General features: G+C 44.8%; 15 protein-coding genes, 1 rRNA gene and 1 other annotated feature. Of the genes, 13 read left to right on the top strand and 3 right to left on the bottom strand.

Annotation, left to right across the window (positions count from 1 at the left end; genetic code table 11):
* The first annotated feature begins 536 nt into the window (after positions 1-536).
* Positions 537-803, top strand: a sequence feature (23S ribosomal RNA rRNA prediction is too short).
* Between the two features lie 77 nt (positions 804-880).
* Together rrf and brnQ are read left to right on the top strand one after the other, a co-directional pair.
* A 5S ribosomal RNA gene (gene rrf, locus DESHY_RS13290) occupies positions 881-997 on the top strand.
* Between the two features lie 405 nt (positions 998-1,402).
* Entirely contained in the window at positions 1,403-2,731 is a 1,329-nt protein-coding gene (brnQ, locus tag DESHY_RS13285; RefSeq protein WP_008413517.1) for a branched-chain amino acid transport system II carrier protein, read from the top strand.
* Between the two features lie 206 nt (positions 2,732-2,937).
* On the opposite strand, the gene DESHY_RS13280 is transcribed toward brnQ, so the two are convergent.
* Together DESHY_RS13280 and DESHY_RS13275 are read right to left on the bottom strand one after the other, a co-directional pair.
* Positions 2,938-3,702 carry a TatD family hydrolase gene (locus DESHY_RS13280; RefSeq protein WP_008413516.1) on the bottom strand — a complete coding sequence of 255 codons (765 nt, stop codon included), beginning with the start codon at positions 3,700-3,702 and terminating at the stop codon, positions 2,938-2,940.
* An 82-nt stretch (positions 3,703-3,784) separates the two neighbouring features.
* Positions 3,785-3,967 carry a hypothetical protein gene (locus DESHY_RS13275; RefSeq protein ID WP_048818181.1) on the bottom strand — a complete coding sequence of 61 codons (183 nt, stop codon included), beginning with the start codon at positions 3,965-3,967 and terminating at the stop codon, positions 3,785-3,787.
* Between the two features lie 601 nt (positions 3,968-4,568).
* Between DESHY_RS13275 and DESHY_RS13265 the strand changes: the two genes are divergently transcribed.
* Both DESHY_RS13265 and ytpR read left to right on the top strand, forming a co-directional pair.
* Positions 4,569-5,420 carry an ATP-binding protein gene (locus DESHY_RS13265; protein WP_008413513.1) on the top strand — a complete coding sequence of 284 codons (852 nt, stop codon included), beginning with the start codon at positions 4,569-4,571 and terminating at the stop codon, positions 5,418-5,420.
* Between the two features lie 358 nt (positions 5,421-5,778).
* Entirely contained in the window at positions 5,779-6,171 is a 393-nt protein-coding gene (gene ytpR, locus DESHY_RS13260; protein WP_008413512.1) for a YtpR family tRNA-binding protein, read from the top strand.
* 273 nt (positions 6,172-6,444) lie between these two features.
* On the opposite strand, the gene DESHY_RS13255 is transcribed toward ytpR, so the two are convergent.
* Positions 6,445-6,924, bottom strand: coding sequence for a DUF456 domain-containing protein (locus DESHY_RS13255; RefSeq protein WP_008413511.1), 480 nt, complete (start codon positions 6,922-6,924; stop codon positions 6,445-6,447).
* A 198-nt stretch (positions 6,925-7,122) separates the two neighbouring features.
* Between DESHY_RS13255 and DESHY_RS13250 the strand changes: the two genes are divergently transcribed.
* From DESHY_RS13250 to DESHY_RS13215, 9 genes are all read left to right on the top strand, one after another.
* Positions 7,123-7,893: a lipoate--protein ligase family protein gene (locus DESHY_RS13250; protein WP_008413510.1), complete on the top strand. Its 771-nt coding sequence runs from the start codon at positions 7,123-7,125 to the stop codon at positions 7,891-7,893.
* Positions 7,894-7,952: 59 nt separating this feature from the next.
* The gene (locus DESHY_RS13245; protein WP_008413509.1) at positions 7,953-9,353 is read left to right on the top strand and encodes a MurT ligase domain-containing protein; all 1,401 of its coding nucleotides are present in this window, start codon (positions 7,953-7,955) and stop codon (positions 9,351-9,353) included.
* Positions 9,325-10,044: a type 1 glutamine amidotransferase gene (locus DESHY_RS13240; RefSeq protein WP_008413506.1), complete on the top strand. Its 720-nt coding sequence runs from the start codon at positions 9,325-9,327 to the stop codon at positions 10,042-10,044. Before DESHY_RS13245 ends, DESHY_RS13240 begins: the two co-directional genes overlap by 29 nt.
* A 114-nt stretch (positions 10,045-10,158) precedes the next feature.
* Positions 10,159-10,317, top strand: a complete 159-nt coding sequence (locus DESHY_RS14345) for a hypothetical protein (protein WP_008413504.1) — start codon at positions 10,159-10,161, stop codon at positions 10,315-10,317.
* A 276-nt stretch (positions 10,318-10,593) separates the two neighbouring features.
* Positions 10,594-12,489: a PrkA family serine protein kinase gene (locus tag DESHY_RS13235; protein WP_008413502.1), complete on the top strand. Its 1,896-nt coding sequence runs from the start codon at positions 10,594-10,596 to the stop codon at positions 12,487-12,489.
* Between the two features lie 5 nt (positions 12,490-12,494).
* Positions 12,495-13,661: a sporulation protein YhbH gene (gene yhbH / locus DESHY_RS13230; RefSeq protein ID WP_048818180.1), complete on the top strand. Its 1,167-nt coding sequence runs from the start codon at positions 12,495-12,497 to the stop codon at positions 13,659-13,661.
* Complete coding sequence (locus tag DESHY_RS13225) at positions 13,654-15,072, top strand: SpoVR family protein (RefSeq protein ID WP_008413499.1); 1,419 nt, start codon at positions 13,654-13,656, stop codon at positions 15,070-15,072. The genes yhbH and DESHY_RS13225 overlap by 8 nt, the downstream gene beginning before the upstream one ends.
* 240 nt (positions 15,073-15,312) lie before the next feature.
* Entirely contained in the window at positions 15,313-16,779 is a 1,467-nt protein-coding gene (locus DESHY_RS13365) for a PAS domain S-box protein (protein WP_008413497.1), read from the top strand.
* A 5-nt stretch (positions 16,780-16,784) separates the two neighbouring features.
* A partial coding sequence (locus DESHY_RS13215) for a Ku protein (RefSeq protein ID WP_048818179.1) occupies positions 16,785-17,094 on the top strand: 310 nt, incomplete at its 3' end.

The raw sequence follows: 17,094 nt of genomic DNA, 5'->3' as shown, positions 1-17,094 counted from the left end.
AAAACGTGGGAGCACAGACCAAAGGTGCGAATAGCGAAGCAGGGTGGATACAAACAGATAATAAGGGTTATGGAGGGGGGGCGGCGTCAATCATGTCAACAAAAATATGAATGAGAGAGAGAGGAATCAGCCAAAAAAAGTTAGTTCCACGTAGAGAACGGAGGCAGAAGAATTACACATGTAATCGATGTGTTATACATAGGCAGAGAGGGAGGAACGTCCTACCATCCGCTCAAGCCAAATTCCGATGCCTGGCGCGATAAAGTGTGGGTTAGTGAGTTAGGGAGGGGATAGAGGAGGGAGAAAGCCTGCAGTTAAACGGAGAAAAAAGTTAACCATGGGGTATCCCCGGTTGTATTTCCTCCCAAGGATTCCCTCTTGGATGGGGAGTCTTTTCACCTTTGAATTTCGATTCATTCGCGTTGTGGGGGTAGGAGTAGGGTCCCAAGAGTGTTGTATTTTTTTGCCCTTTCAAGGCGTCGGTGTGTGGGGGACTAAAGATCGTTAGGACATTTGGGTCCTTCTTCGTTTCAGGGCGCAGGACACTTTAGGAAGAAGTGTTCCTTTTTCCGAGGGGCCCGGGATGGACGGACCGCTGGTTGTACCCGGTATTTGGCCCAACGGTAGGCCCTGGGTAACTAATTCCCGGACGGGGTAAAGTGCTGGAAGCATCTAAGCAGGAAGCCCCCTTCTGGATCAGGTTTCCCACTGCCAACAGGAATGGTTGGCCACGCGTCGACTAGTCAGGGGGGGGGGGGTGTAAGCACAGCAATGTGTTGAGCCGACCGGTACTAATAGATCGAGGTCTTGACCTAAGAGAGCGATGCAAGGCTGTTTAGTTTTGAGGGAGCGATAGGCTTCTGAGTTAAGTAAATAAGTTTCTGGTGGCGATACCGGAGGGGGTACACCTGTTCCCATCCCGAACACAGCAGTTAAGCCCTCCAGGGCCGATGGTACTTGGGGCTCACGCCCCTGGGAGAGTAGGTCGCCGCCAGAGTAAGTTTATATATTAAGAAAGTGATCTCCAAAGCCACACTTGGGAGATCACTTTTTTGTTGCCCAAAACGGCACAAGCCGCAGTTGCCGCAAGCTGGGGGTTTTAATTTTAATTAAGGAAGTGGCCTTAACTCCTTAATGTCTTTGCTGTCAGATAACTTATTTCAGTGGTAAAATAAGATTTTGTTCCAATCAACATGAAAAACCTGATGTTATTTTTTTAGTCACTTTTTGACAGTGTCCAAATCCCTAAAATATTTGCAAATAAGAAAAATCTTTAGTTACGCGAATATAATGTATAAATAACTGTTCGGAAATTAGACATATTGATTTGACATATTGCTGTTTGAAATGATAAATTAGATTTTGTGTCAGGAAACTTTTTAAGCAGAAAAGGGGTTAAGATATGAAATTGACAAAAAAACAGATATTAATCACCGGCTCGGCTTTATTAGCCATGTTTTTAGGGGCAGGTAACCTGATATTCCCGCCTATGCTTGGCCAACAAGCGGGCCATGCGCTTTGGCCGGCTGTGTTAGGATTTATTGTAACAGGTGTAGGATTACCTTTGCTGGGTATTACAGCGGTGGCCAAAGCCGGCGGTGATTTGGAATATTTGGCCAACCGTGTACATCCAACCTTTAGTAAAATCATCACCACCATTGTGGTGCTTTGTATAGGCCCGTTGCTGGCTATACCAAGGACAGCTGCCACCACTTATGAGGTTGCGGTGGTTCCTTTTTTGAATACGACTGATCCGTCAGTATTATCCTGGGGTCTGGTGATAACATCCTTTATATATTTTCTAATTACTTTAACCTTTGTACTGCGTCCCAACAAGTTGGTTGACGAGGTTGGAAAAATACTTACACCTTTATTAGTAGTTTTTTTAGCAATAATCATAATTAAAGGGGTTATCAATCCTTTAGCGGGCAGTCAGCCGGGGCAGTATAGCATGCCTTTTGTTGAGGGATTTCTGCAAGGATATAATACCATGGACGCCCTTGCTTCGGTTATTTTTGGCATGGTTATTGTAAATGCCATAAGATTAAAAGGGATCAAAGATAATAAGGAAATTGCCAGAGTAACTGTTTGGGCCGGTATTATTGCGGCGGTGGGACTGTCGTCCTTGTACATTGGGCTGGCTTATATTGGCGCCACCACCGGCAGTACCTTTACGGGCAGTAATCCGGGGCAAATGTTGGCCTACATTACAGAGTCTTTACTGGGCATAACAGGCAAGGTTGTGCTTGCCCTGGCTATTACCTTGGCTTGTTTAACAACATCCATCGGATTGGTAGCCAGCAGTGGCAATTTCTTTAGCCGCTTAAGCGGGTATCGCATTAGTTATAATATTGTATGCATTATCACCACCTTGCTTAGTTTCTTGCTGGCCAATATGGGATTGGCCAAGATATTGGCAATATCTGTACCCCTGCTGGTTAATGTCTACCCAATTATTATAGTGTTAGTTTTACTGGCCCTGTTTGACAATATATTTAACGGCAAACGGTCAGTCTATATAACTACCACCGTCGGTACCGTCCTGGCTGTGCTGGCTAATTTGCTGGTCACCCTGGCTGACAAGTTAGGCGTTCAGGCCTCCGGTATAAGCAAGCTGGTAGGTTTGCTGCCTTTGCAAGAACAGGGTCTCGGTTGGGTATTACCGGCTGTAGTAATGGCCGTATTGGGTTTGTTTTCCAAGCAAAAAACCGGTTATCAAAATGAAGCATAGTTGAAGAATTTTTGTTAAAGCAGGAGGCTGATCCCAAAGCGGTTAAAACCAAGGATCAGCCTCTTGTATCTTTTTTATAACTTGTCATAAGCAAAAACATAGGAGAAACTGCTATAAATATTGCCCGGCCTGAAGATAAAGGTAAAACCAATGGATTTAATCATCTTTTGTGGTGCACTTGTCTAACGTAAGCGGTTTTTTACAGATTAAATACCAAAGACGGATTCTGCCTTTTGGCCGGTGAGATTGTCTATCAGGCGCTGATCGATACCCTGCTTTTGCAGATGGTGAAAAGCTTTAATTACACCGGTAGGATCATTGGGAAAAAGGTTGCTAAAGTCACTGTTAAGCATGCCGTTGGCAAATTGTTCAATGTTATCCGACAACACTTCCAGGGTAACATTTCTGGGGCGTACAGTAATGGCCGGAATGGCGCCAAACTGGCGAATTTGATCTATAATGTCGAGATTGGCGTGGTCGATAACCAGCAGATGCGCGGGAATTCCCACCTGAGCAGCCAAATTAAGAGTAAGCTCTGTTATATTTAGCCTGTTTTCAAAAGGAATATGAACAATGATGGGCTTCCGGTAATCCCTGGCGATTTCCAGCTGTGCTTTAAGAACGTCCTGTTCCAGCTGAGAACCTTGGTTCATGCCTACTTCGCCCAAGCCTACCACACCGTCTGTTTGAAGAAAATCCGGCAGGGCTTGGATTAGGCGTGGCCAGTCGTGAGGAATCCCGGCCGGATGAATACCGATTGTGCTGAACAGTTGGATTCCCAGAGAAGCAGCATTTTTTCGATAAAAACCGGTAATCAAGCGGTAATGGTCGAAATAACTCTCTGCGTGCTGGGCAGCCAGGACAATAGAACAAGTTATAACCTTTCTGATACCCCCCTCGGCCATTGCTTGCAGACCTTCATAAGGCAGCATCGTAACATGGATATGGCTGTCGACCAGGTGTTTTTCCATAGAAAAACCTCCTTGTATGGCGAGTAAAAATTGCCGTTGTTTGAAAATGAGCATGACTGTTAACAACGGCCATAGCTTTTAATTAATGGGTTTTTCTTTCCTTCATGTAATCAATGGCAATTTTTAAATAACGCAATTCTTCTTCCGGCAGCGGACAACCGCAACCAGGACAAGCGATTAAATCCATTTCTAAGATATGTTCCGGCTTAAGGGAAAAAGTATGATCACAATCAGGACATGTTAATTGAACATCGATCTCAGTCAAGCGAGCACCCCCATCAAAATTATTAACTTGCACGGGCTTTAGAGCATTTGTTTTTCTTTTTCCTGCTATTAAGCTGCAGGTACCTGCTGTACAAAGGGAGACAAAAAACAAACACGCCTCCGGCCAGAACTGTTGGTTCCCAGGGCAATACAGTGGTTCCTGATATTAAACCGTCTAAAAAAAGCACCAAAGAAATTATAAGCAGACAGCAGGACCAGGCCATCAGTAAGGATGGCAGTGTGCTTTTAGGGGGACGGTATAATTTTATGCCCAGTAAAAAAAATAATGTAACTAAACTCCAAATCCAAGAAGCAAGCATGCTGATACCCCTTAAGTCATACTATGTCTCATTATAGTCATTATAGACGGTTTTGAAAACCATAAGAAAGCATAATAAGACTTTTCTTGTAAAATAAAGTTAAGGGTATTTAGCAGATTGGTTCGTGGTGGTTATTCAAACTTACACTGTTGTAAGAACAGGTGCTTTAAGTCAAAACTAAAATTGCCTATAATTAAGTATAATGTTAATCAAAAAGAGAAGGTTAAAAAAATTGTCCTGTTCTGATAAACTGTTTTAAACGGTAGTTTTGGAGGTAGCAAAATGGAATTTTTTGACCCTGAGAGTGCTTTAGTCAAATTAAAAAATCAAATTAAGAGTGCCGTCAAGGTTACTCAACCTATAAAAAAAGCAACCTGCCAATTATGTAATGATCGCGGCATTTATCTGGAAGGAGAATACGCAGTTCCTTGCTCTTGTGTTAAACGTAAAGCCTTAGAAATTAAATTTAAAAATTGTCAAATTCCCCGGGCTATGTTAAATCATTCATTTAATAATTTTAATTTTAAGTATTATTCGCCTACTATTAAAGAACCTCTGTCAAAGCGCACCTACTTGGAAATTGCTCAAAGAACTTATCAATATGCCCAAGAATTTGCCAGGGATTTTGTCAGGGGGGAAGCTAGAGAAGGATTGTTAATTCAGGGGCCGGTAGGCTCCGGTAAAACATATCTGGCCTGCTGTATTGCCAATTACGTTTTACGGCACTCTGATCAGGCGGTGCTGTTTGTAGTGGTTCCTGACCTGTTGGAAAAAATAAAAGCCAGTTACAGCAACACCAGTCAGTTCACAGAATACAGTCTGGTGGAAGCGGCCTGCGAAGTTCCCCTGTTAATTATGGATGATTTAGGGGCGCACAGTTACACTGAGTGGACCAGAAATAAAATTTATAACATTATTAATTACCGCTTAAACCACGAACTTCCCACTGTTATTACAACAAATCTTTTCCTGGCAGGGGATTTAACCGAATTAATTGGGGAGCGGACGGTATCGCGAATTGAGCAAATGTGTCGCCCCCTGTGGTTGGAAAGGGAACGGGATATCAGAGAAATCTTGCGTGAAGAAAAAGTCGGTCAATCAGCAGCCACTGCTAGTTATGAACCGCCTTATTAATTGCCGCCTGCAAGAAACGTGTAAAAAAATGTATTAATTAAGAAAATTGAAGCATTAAGACAAGTGCCTGTGAAAAAAAGAACTAAGATAAAATAATACAAACATATTGACCTTTAACAAGTTTTCGGTATAATGAATACAACAACGGTGGGGGTTAGTAACTGCTGAGGTTGCGGTTTAACTCTTGCCTACACACAACCTTAAAAAGTCCACTTAGGTGGGCTTTTTGTTTTGATAATATATTGTACCAGGTTTGACTGGCAGTCAGCCAAACCCTGAGTTAGCAAAGACTTGAGCAGAAATGTTTTTACCTATATAATTACCTTTTAGAAATCATTTATTGGAGGGAACAAACATCGTGACTGAAAGCAAAACAACAGAAGGTCTTCAAACCAGTGATAAAATCATTGTGGGACAAATAATCTCTGCGGAAAGGCATCCTGATGCTGAAAAACTTACCGTTTGCATGGTAAATGTAGGGCAGGATGAACTGCTGCAAATAGTTTGCGGAGCAAAAAATGTGGCTGCCGGTTTAAAGGTGCCTGTGGCACTGCACGGGGCTAAGTTGCCCGGCGGTAAAAAAATTAAACGGGGAAAATTAAGAGGGGTTTTAAGTAACGGAATGATTTGTGCCCAGGATGAGCTGGGTTTTGCCAGGGATATTGACGGAATTTGGGTGTTGGATGACAGCCGGCAAATCGGTACGCCTGTGCCATATAAAGAAGCAGCTCAGGAAGCAGCGGCAGAATAAAAGCAACACCCCGGTCATTTACAGTCTAAGGCAGCTTCGTAATTATCTTATATCTCTTTCCTGCCCTGCAGGGTAAAAGATTGCAAAACAAAGTTCAAGATGGTTATATGATCCCCTGCCAGAATTATCGAAGCACCGGCGCCAGTATTTGACGAGGGAAATAAGTCATGGGGGCAGGATCCCTGGGACGTAGGAGCCGGCCCATAACCACCGTCAAGAATTGTTTACACTCTTACCCGCCCTGACCAGGGCGGGTAAAATATTACACTGACTCTAGCGTATGGCAGAAAAGAACCAGATTATCATCAGGGTTTGGATAATTAATTTGGAAAAGGCACCGCCCAAAAAACCTACCAGTGTACCCAGGCCTGCCCGCCAGGCCTGCCGCATATCCCGGCGGGCCAGCCAATCACCGGCAACTGCCCCCAGGAAAGGTCCCAGCAGAATACCCAGGGGACCCATTACCAGCAAGCCGCCGCAGGTGCCTATCAGGGACCCCCATACGGCCGCTCTGGAGCCGCCATATCTTTTTACCCCCCAGATACCGGCCAGGTAATCAACACCCAAAACAGCACCCGTCAAAATTACTTGACCCAGGTAAAAATGCCAGGTAAGATGCGAAAAGTGATCAAAAAAACCATAAATTAACATGCCTATCAGCAATAAGGGAGCGCCAGGCAAAACCGGCACAAAGATACCTGCCATACCGGCTGTAAAAAAGATGATGGCAATGATTAATCCGGGAGTGGACATGGGATCACCTCACTCTAATTATATGCGCTTATCAACAGCCGCTGCAACTTAGAATAATCTTTATTGACGGTTAGGTAATCCGGCGTTATAATCACCAGGGAAGAAAGGTAGTGTTAATTTTATCAGTTAATCAAGAGAGAAGGGTGCAGTATTATTACCAAGTGGCGATTTGTTAATACAGGAGTTGCTGATGCCGCCATGAACATGGCGGTGGATGAAGCCATACTTATTTGTCAAAGTGAAGGCAGGGTGCCGCCTACCATACGCTTTTATCAGTGGTGCCCGCCGGCTGTAACCATAGGTTACTTTCAAAAAATTAATCTAGAGGTGGACCTGGCAGCCTGTCGGGCAGCCGGTATAGACTGCGTACGCAGGCTGACCGGCGGCCGTGCTGTGCTGCACAGCCAGGAACTTACCTACAGTTTGGTCACCACTGAAAACGATCCCCATGTACCGGGCGGTGTATTATCGTCATACCAGGCCATTAGCCGGGGGCTGTTAGCCGGGTTAAAAAATTTAGGACTGAACGGCCAAGTAGTGGCAGGCACAGTGCAAAAGTCCCGGAGCAGCAGCGCGGCTTGTTTTGATGCGCCCTCCTGGTATGAGATAACCGTTGAGGGCAAGAAGGTTATCGGCAGTGCTCAGACCCGAAAACACGGCAGCATATTGCAGCATGGTTCAATTCCGATAATTTTCGAGGCGGCAGAAATTTGCCGGTATTTACGTTTTCCTTCACCGGCTGTAAAAGAATACGCCTGCCGCCGCTTGCACGACAAGGCCGCCGGGCTGGCTCAATTAATGGAATCTGTGCCGCCGATGACATACATTGAAAAAGCTTTTAAGGATGGTTTGGCAGAAGGTTTAGGTATTGAACTTGTGGCTGAGGAGCTTACCCCCGGGGAGAAAAAGATAGCCCATACTTTATATATTGATAAATACAGTCAAGACAGCTGGAACCATAAACGTTGAGTTTGTCTTTGACCGGTCCGGGGAAAACTAAAAAAGATATGCAAAACAGGAGTATAGGCATGAACATTAGGTTAATTATCGCCGTACTGGCTGCCAAGCTGGCTTCCTTTATCAGCCGTCGCTTTGGAGGAAGGGGTTCATCTTTGCCCGGTGTGGTAGCCCGTAAAATTTATCCAAATGTTTTAACTGAGCTGGCCGGACAAGTTTGCCGGGGTATTATTATGGTAACCGGTACCAACGGTAAAACTACTACCAACAACATGATCGCCTCAATAATGAAAAGCTGCGGTTTTTCACTGGTTATTAACCGGGAAGGAGCTAATTTGATTACCGGTGTTACCGCTGCTTTTATTAGACATGCTGATTGGTTGGGACGGGTAAAGTGCGATTATGCCCTGCTGGAAGTGGACGAGGCTTCGCTGCCCAAGGTTGTTAAGGAAGTGCAGCCCCAGCTTGTGGTTGTTAATAATTTTTTCCGGGATCAGCTGGATCGTTACGGTGAGTTAGATAAAACAGTCAAGTTGGTAAGTGATGCCCTGCAAAGTTTACCGCAGGTTCATCTTGTTTTAAATGCTGACGACCCCCTGGTGGCACAGTTGTCGGTCACTACCGGCCACAAGGCCAGTTTTTTTGGCTTAGCAGCCAACCAAAGAACGGATACCGGTACCAGGCAAACCAGGGAAGCACGGTTTTGTCCCCGCTGCGGCTGCGAACTGCATTACCGGACCTACCAATACAGTCAGCTGGGTACTTATAGTTGTCCCCACTGTGGTTTTCAACGACCGACCCCTCAGGTGGAGGGCATTAAGGTAACAACCGGAAATACCGGCCTGAGCTGCCTGGTAAGATATTCTGGCGGCGAAACGGCAATGAGCGTTCGTACACAGGGTTATTACAACCTGTATAACGCCCTGGCGGCCTTTACTGTAGGCTATTTAATGAATATTGAAACCCGGCTGATTCTTCAGGGGCTGCTTCGCTACAAACCCGCCATCGGCAGGATGGAAACCTTCCGCCATAATGGCAAACCGGTCCTGCTTAACCTGGTGAAAAATCCCACCGGCTTTAACGAAGGTATTGCCGCCTTGGTAAATATACCGGGCAGCAAGAATGTTTTCATGGCTGTTAACGATAATGATGCAGACGGCAGAGATATTTCCTGGCTTTGGGACGTTGATTTTGAATATTTGGCTGCTTACCAGAACGATATTGAAATATTTGTTTGTTCCGGACTGCGTGGAGAAGAGATGGCCCTCCGTTTAAAATATGCCGGCGTGGATTTGCAAAAAATTACTGTAACCAAGGAGTTAGCAGCGGCCATCAATGAAGTGCTGGCTGGTCCCGGCGAAACAACCTACCTTTATACCACTTATACAGCCCTCTGGCCAACCCAGAAGGTACTATGCGGTTTGGCAGTGAAGGAGGATTTGCATGCTGAAAGTTTGTCACCTTTATCCTGATTTATTAAACCTTTATGGTGACCGGGGTAATGTGATTGCTTTTGTTCAACGCTGTCGCTGGCGCGGCATACCCGTAGAAGTATTGGAAATTAACGTGGGGCAACCGGTAAACTTTAATGAGATAGATTTTTTATTTTTAGGCGGCGGTTCTGACCGTGAACAAAGCCTGATGTCAGCTGACCTGATAAAACGCAAAGAGGCTCTGCAGGAGGCTGTTGCAGACGGCCTGGTGGTACTGGCCATCTGCGGCGGTTATCAAATGTTGGGGCAGTATTACCTTACCCACCAGGGGCAGAAAATTCCTGGGTTGGGTATCCTGGATTTATATACCAAGGCGGGCCGGCAACGGATGATCGGCAACGTGGTGATTGAAGTGAATATTAACGGTGAGCCGGTACAGGTGGTAGGGTTTGAAAACCACTCAGGCCAAACCTTTGTCGGCAACTTAGAACCGCTGGGCAAGGTACTGGCTGGTTTTGGCAACAATGGCCAGGACGGCCTGGAAGGGGTAAGGTATCAAAACGTTTTTGGCACCTACCTGCATGGCCCCCTGTTGCCCAAAAACTACCGGCTAACGGATTATTTTATCAGCCTGGCCCTGCAGCGGCGTGGTCTGCCTGCCGAATTAACAGCCTTAGATAACCGGTTGGAGGAAGCGGCGGTTCAAGCAATGGTATCCCGGCTGTTATAAATATTTGTTTGGGAAAATTATATTTATTAACTAATAAGCATTGTCAGCCACCCACTAATTTGATACAATATTCACCAAAGATAATACTGTATACATGATACGGGGGGTGGTTTAATGCAATACCTGATTACCTGGATTGAAGGCGAGGAAGTTTTTTACCGGTTGGTACCTTCTTTAAATATTGACCACTCACTGTTAGAAGGGAAAAATTTGATTATCACTCAAATTGCTGAGGAACAAGAACAGCCTGAACAAGATCAAACTAAGCATTAATCGCTTCCTGCCAGGTGTTTTTAAAGAAATTTCAAGCACTGCCTTAACGGCGGTGTTTTTATTTTGCGCCCGGGTTACCCGGGGCGCATTTATTCTGTGTTGTTCTTGGCACCTTTAATACTTTTGCGAATAAAATAGACATAACCTTAACCCCTAAGGAAGAAACAGAAAGCTGTGACCTTTCGTACAAACCGTCTTTTTACAGAACCGGGGGCATATACATCATTATAGTAAGTTTTGGCCTGCTGAACCGATTGCCAAAGGAGTGATAAAAGAGTGGATTTTCTGAAACGTTTGGAAGATTATCGTTCAATGGAGAACAGCTTGGCCTGGGAAGGTTCCTTTCAGGAATATCTTGACATTGTTAAACAGAAACCCTATGTTACCCAGTTAGCCCATGCAAGAATATACAACATGATTAAGGATGCCGGCGTGGAAGAAACAGATACAGGCAAGGAATATAAGTTTTTTTCTAAAGAAATATTTGGCCTGAACAAACCGTTGGAAAAACTGGTGGAAGAATATTTTCACCCGGCCGCGCGGCGTCTGGATGTCCGCAAGCGTATTCTTTTACTGATGGGACCGGTCAGTGGAGGAAAATCTACCCTGGTGGCCATGCTTAAAAGAGGGTTGGAACAGTACAGCCGAACCGAAAAAGGAGCACTTTACGGCATTAAAGGGTGCCCCATGCACGAAGAGCCCTTGCATTTGATTCCCAAAGAATTACGCGAAGCTTTTATGAAAGAATACGGCGTATACATTGAAGGTGAGCTTTGCCCGTCCTGTCGCATGAGGTTGGAAACGGAGTATGCCGGCAAAATTGAAAATTTTCGGGTAGAAAGAATTTTCTTGTCAGAAGAAAACCGGGTGGGGATTGGCACGTTTACTCCGTCCGATCCTAAATCTCAAGATATTTCCGAACTAACCGGCAGTATAGATTTTTCCACCATTGCCGAATATGGTTCGGAATCCGATCCGCGAGCATACCGTTTTGACGGGGAATTAAATATTTCCAACCGAGGTTTGATGGAATTCCAGGAAATGTTAAAGTGTGATGAAAAGTTTCTCTGGAACCTGCTGTCCCTGTCTCAGGAAGGTAATTTTAAGGCCGGGCGTTTTGCCCTGATCTATGCTGATGAAATGATTATCGCTCACACCAACGAAAATGAATACCGCGCCTTTATCAGCAACAAGAAAAACGAAGCCCTGCAATCCCGCATTATTGTGATGAAAATTCCTTATAACCTGCGTGTTTCGGATGAAGTAAAAATTTACGAAAAACTGATTCGCCAGAGTGATTTAAGCAATATCCACATAGCCCCCCATGCCCTTCGGGTAGCCAGTATATTTTCGGTATTATCCCGCCTGAAGGAGTCTAAAAAACAGGGAATGGATATCGTGAAGAAAATGAAACTTTATGACGGGGAAGATGTGGAAGGTTTTAAACAAAAGGACCTTAAGGAGCTGCAAAACGAGGCGGTGGATGAAGGCATGAGCGGGGTAGATCCGCGCTATGTGATAAACCGGCTTTCCTCGGCTTTAATCCGCACCAATACCCAGTGTATCAACCCGCTGGATGTGCTGCGGGCCATTAAAGACGGCTTAGACCAGCATCCTTCTATTACCCCGGAAGAAAGGGAAAGATTATTAAATTTCATCTCCATTGCCCGGAAAGAATATGATGAAATGGCTAAAAAAGAAGTACAAAAGGCCTTTGTTTATTCCTTTGAAGAATCTGCCCGGGTGTTGTTTAACAACTACCTGGATAATGTGGAAGCATACTGCAACGGAGTTAAGGTAAAAGATCCCATTACCGATGAAGAACTGGATCCGGATGAAAAGCTGATGCGTTCTGTTGAAGAACAAATTGGCGTTTCAGAAAACGCTAAAAAGGCTTTCCGAGAAGAAATTTTAATTCGTTTATCCAGTTATGCCAGAAAAAATAAAAAATTTAATTATAACAGCCATGAAAGGTTAAGAGAAGCCATTGAGAAAAAGTTATTTGCCGACTTAAAAGATGTGGTGAAAATCACCACCTCCAGCAAAACGCCGGATGGCGAGCAGCTGAAAAGAATAAATGAAGTCAGTGCCCGGCTGATTGCCGAACATGGTTATTGCCCGGTCTGTGCCAATGAGCTGTTAAAATATGTGGGCAGTTTGTTAAGCCGCTAGGGGTGATGGCTGTGACTTATCAATTTATCATTACGCGGGAAGACTGGTCGCTGCATCGCAAAGGTGAAGTTGACCAGCACCGCCACCGGGAAAAAGTACGTGAAGCAATTAAAAAAAACCTGGCAGATATCGTCAGTGAAGAAGCCATTATTATGTCAGACGGGCGCCGGGTAGTTAAAATACCGATTCGTTCACTGGAACAGTACCGGTTTCGCTACGACAGCCGCAAACAAAAACACGCCGGGCAGGGAGACGGCAAAAGCAAAGTGGGGGATGTCATCGGTTCGGATTCCCAGCAAGCTCCCGGTCAGGGCCCCGGCGCAGGCGAAGATCCCGGCCAGGACTATTACGAAGCAGACGTAACCATTGAAGAAATTGAACAAATTGTCTTTGAAGAATTAAGCCTGCCTAACCTGCAGGAGAAAAAGAATAAAAAACTGGCCTCACAATCACTGGAATTTAAAGATGTGAGACGGTATGGGTTGCAAAGTAACATCGACCGGAAAAGAACCATTCTGGAAGTATTGAAGCGAAATGCCTTGCATGGCACCCCCGGACTGCACGGCATCACACCGGAGGATTTACGCTATAAAACCTGGGAGGTAGTTCCCAAGTTTGAATCCAGCGCGGTGGTATTGGCTATGATGGATACCTCCGGTTCCATGGGACCCTTTGAAAAATACATTGCCAGGAGTTTTTTCTTCTGGATGGTCAGGTTTTTAAGAACAAAGTACGAAAACGTGGAAATAGTTTTTTTGGCTCACCACACCGAAGCTAAGGAAGTTACCGAGGAAGAGTTTTTTACCAAGGGAGAAAGCGGCGGCACACGCTGTTCTTCTGTATATCAGCTGGCGCTGGAGATTATCAATACACGTTACCCGCAAGAAGATTACAATATTTATGCCTTTCACTTTTCGGATGGTGACAATCTCACCAGTGATAATGAAAAATGTATCCGTTTAATTGATCAACTGCTCTTAAAATGCAATCTGGTAGGTTATGGCGAAATTGAGGGGCCCTATTACTATACCAGCACCTTAAATTCTTACTACAAGCGGATTACCCATTCACGTTTTGTAAGCGTTTCGATACGGGATAAAACAGGCGTTTATCCTGCCCTCAAGGCATTTTTTAAAAAAACAGAGCAGGGGGAGGGCAGATTAAATGAATGACCCGGTTACCCAAGAATTACAGCAACTGGCGGAAGCAATTCCCCAAATGATAGACATTGCCAAACAATTTAAGTTGGATTTCTATCCCATGCGTTTTGAAATATGCCCGGGGGAAATTATTTATACCTTTGGCGCATACGGCATGCCTACCCGGTACACCCACTGGTCCTTCGGCAAGTCATATCATAGAATGAAAACCCAGTATGACTACAACTTGAGCAGGATTTATGAAATGGTGATTAACTCCGACCCCTGTTATGCTTTTCTGTTGGAAGGCAATACCATCATTCAAAACAAAATGGTGGCGGCTCATGTGCTGGCTCACTGTGATTTTTTTAAAAACAATGTGTATTTTAGTCATACCAATCCCCGGGATATTATTGAGTCCATGGCCGTGGCGGCTGACCGGTTTCGCAAATACGAAATGATCTACGGCCAGGAAAAAGTGGAGACCTTTGTGGATGCGGTAATGGCTGTGCAAGAACACATCGACCCTCATAAAATAATTAAAGATAAGAAAAAAACCGGCCACCGGGCGGTCAAATGTTGCGGTCATAACAACGCTACCCCGGCTACCCCCTATGATGACCTGTGGGATTTGGAAAAACCGCAGCACGCCTGTAATTGCCGGGGTGGATGTACCGCCAAACACAGCAAATTGCCGGAGCAACCGGAAAAGGATCTCATGTTGTTCATCATGGAAAATGCCAAAGACCTGGCAGAGTGGCAGCGGGATATCATTTCCACCCTGCGGGATGAAATGTTTTATTTCTGGCCCCAGATGCAGACCAAGATTATGAACGAAGGTTGGGCCACTTACTGGCACTTGAGAATTATGCGGGAAATGGAATTAACTGAGTCAGAGGCCATTGAATTTGCCAAGATGCATGCGGCTGTTGTTTTACCGTCCCGTCACAGGATTAACCCGTACCATGTTGGTTTAAAAATTTTTGAAGATATTGAGAAACGGTGGGATCAAGAAGGCGGTGCGGGCGCCGGGCGGGAAAAAATTTTTGAAGTGAGGGAGCTGGATAACGATATATCTTTTCTGCGCAATTACCTGACCAGGGAATTAGTGGAAGAATTGGATCTTTACCTGTACCGTAAAATCGGTCATGACTGGAAAATAGTCGAAAAAAACTGGGAAAAGGTACGGGATCACCTGGTTAGCAGTATGACCAACTGCGGTTTTCCGGTAATTATGGTGGAAGACGGGGATTACGGAAAAAGGGGAGAATTATATCTCCGCCATGCCTTTGAGGACAGGGAACTGGACATAAAATATTTGGAGAAGACATTGGTTCATGTTTATCAACTGTGGAACCGGCCGGTTCATTTGGAAACAAAGATTGATAACAAACCGGCTTTGTTCAGCTATGACGGCGACAAGGGCAGCCGCAGGTTTCTTTAGTTAAATGATAAAGGTTGTTTACGGCTTAAGCTGAATCGAGCTACCGGCTTAAGCTTTTTTTACAATAAACAGTTCGTAGACGAAAAAGAATAAAAATTGAGACAATTATTATTTCTGTTTATAATAACAGCAAATTTTTATGATATATTATTAGCAATGAGGAATTCAGACAAGCGGCCGGGAAACACAGCGGCCTTGGTCTGCGAACTGATGAATACCACGGTTCCGAGGGTGAAAAACATGAAAGAATATGCTATCAGAGAAACAGTGCAAGCAAACGAGCGGGCAAAGGAATTTGTTTACCATTTGGCCAATATTATTGACTATTCTAATCAGCCCTTTGCGGCAGGTTGTGCTGACGGTACCATCGTGGCTTGCAACCAGGCATTTTGCGATCTGCTGGGTTATACCAAAGAAGAATTATTAAAACTTTCCTGGGTGGACCTGACACCGGATGACTGGTTTCAAAAGAATATGGAAAAATTGGCTCAACTGACAGAAGCAGGATTTCCTTTGTGTTATGAAAAGGAATACCTGCACAAAAACGGCACCCGGGTACCGGTGGAAATTTTTGTGCAGCGGGCCCGGGAGCAGGAAGACTGTCGGTTTTTTTATGCCTTTATAAAAGATATTTCACAGCACAAACAGTATCAACGGGCGTTACAGGGTGAGCGTCGGCGAATATTCTCTTTCTTTGATTCGCTGCCCTTTGTCGTGCATCTAATGGATAAAAACTATTCGATTGTGTACGCCAATGATTATGTGAGGCATAATTTTGGTGATGCCGGCGGCCAAAAATGTTATCAGGTTTTTGAAAACCGTTCGGAACCATGCGAATTTTGTGTTACATACAGTGTTTTTACAACCCGCCGGCCTTACCGGTGGGAATGGTACTGTCAAAAGAACGGCCGGATTTATGATTTATATGCATATCCCTTTACGGACTATGACGGCACTCCCCTGGTGCTGGAATTGGGTTTTGATATAACGGAAAAGAAACGGTTTGAGCAAGAAATGGCCCGCCTTGACCGGCTTAATTTGATTGGTGAAATGGCTGCTACGCTGGGCCATGAAGTGAGGAATCCCTTAACTACGGTGCGGGGGCTGTTGCAACTGCTGCAGGGCAAACCGGAAACCGGCTCCTTTAAAGATTACTTTAACCTGATGATTGACGAGCTGGATCGGGCCAATTCCATAATTACGGAATTTTTCTCGCTGGCTCGCAATAAAGTCAACCGGCAGAGTGAAAAAGACCTTAATGAGATCATTCTGGCTTTACTTCCCTTGTTACAAGCAGAGGCGGTAAAAGACAATAAAGCCATCCGGCTGCAGCTGTCTGAACTGCCTAATTTGTTAGTGGACGAAAAAGAAATACGGCAGCTGATACTTAACCTGGTGAAAAACGGCCTGGAAGCCATGCCGCCCAACAGTACCTTGACAATTTCCACTTTTTTTAAGGATGCCCAGGTTGTGATGGCGGTGCAGGATCAAGGCAAGGGCATTGCCGCCGGCATATTGGAGAAACTAGGTACCCCCTTTTTTACCACTAAAGATAACGGTACCGGGCTCGGGCTGGCCATTTGTTACAGCATTGCCGAACGGCACCGGGCTAAGATTACGGTGGAAACATCAGATGCAGGAACTACTTTTTTTGTGGCTTTTAAGAAAAGCTGTCCGGGGCATACTACATCAAAAACACTGGAGTGAAAAATATGAGACCCCTGTGGAAAGGTGCGGTAAGCTTTGGTTTGGTTTATGTGCCGGTAAAAATGTATGCTGCCACCGAGAGAAAAAGCGTGAAATTTAATTATTTGCATGAAAAATGCAAGACGCCCATACAGTACCGGCGTTATTGTCCTTATTGTGATTGTGAAGTGGCTAATGAAGAAATTGTTAAAGGTTACGAGTATGAAAAAGGCAAATATGTTGTGTTGAAGGAAGAGGATTTTGAACATTTGCCTGACGAAAATACTCGCAGTATCAATATTGTAGATTTTGTTAACTTGTCAGACATAGATCCCC

Origin of the sequence: Desulforamulus hydrothermalis Lam5 = DSM 18033, assembly GCF_000315365.1 — a bacterium.
Classification (GTDB): Bacteria; Bacillota; Desulfotomaculia; order Desulfotomaculales; family Desulfotomaculaceae; genus Desulfotomaculum; species Desulfotomaculum hydrothermale.
The sequence above is the reverse complement of the archived record's forward strand: the minus strand, read 5'-3'. Positions and strand labels throughout refer to the sequence as shown.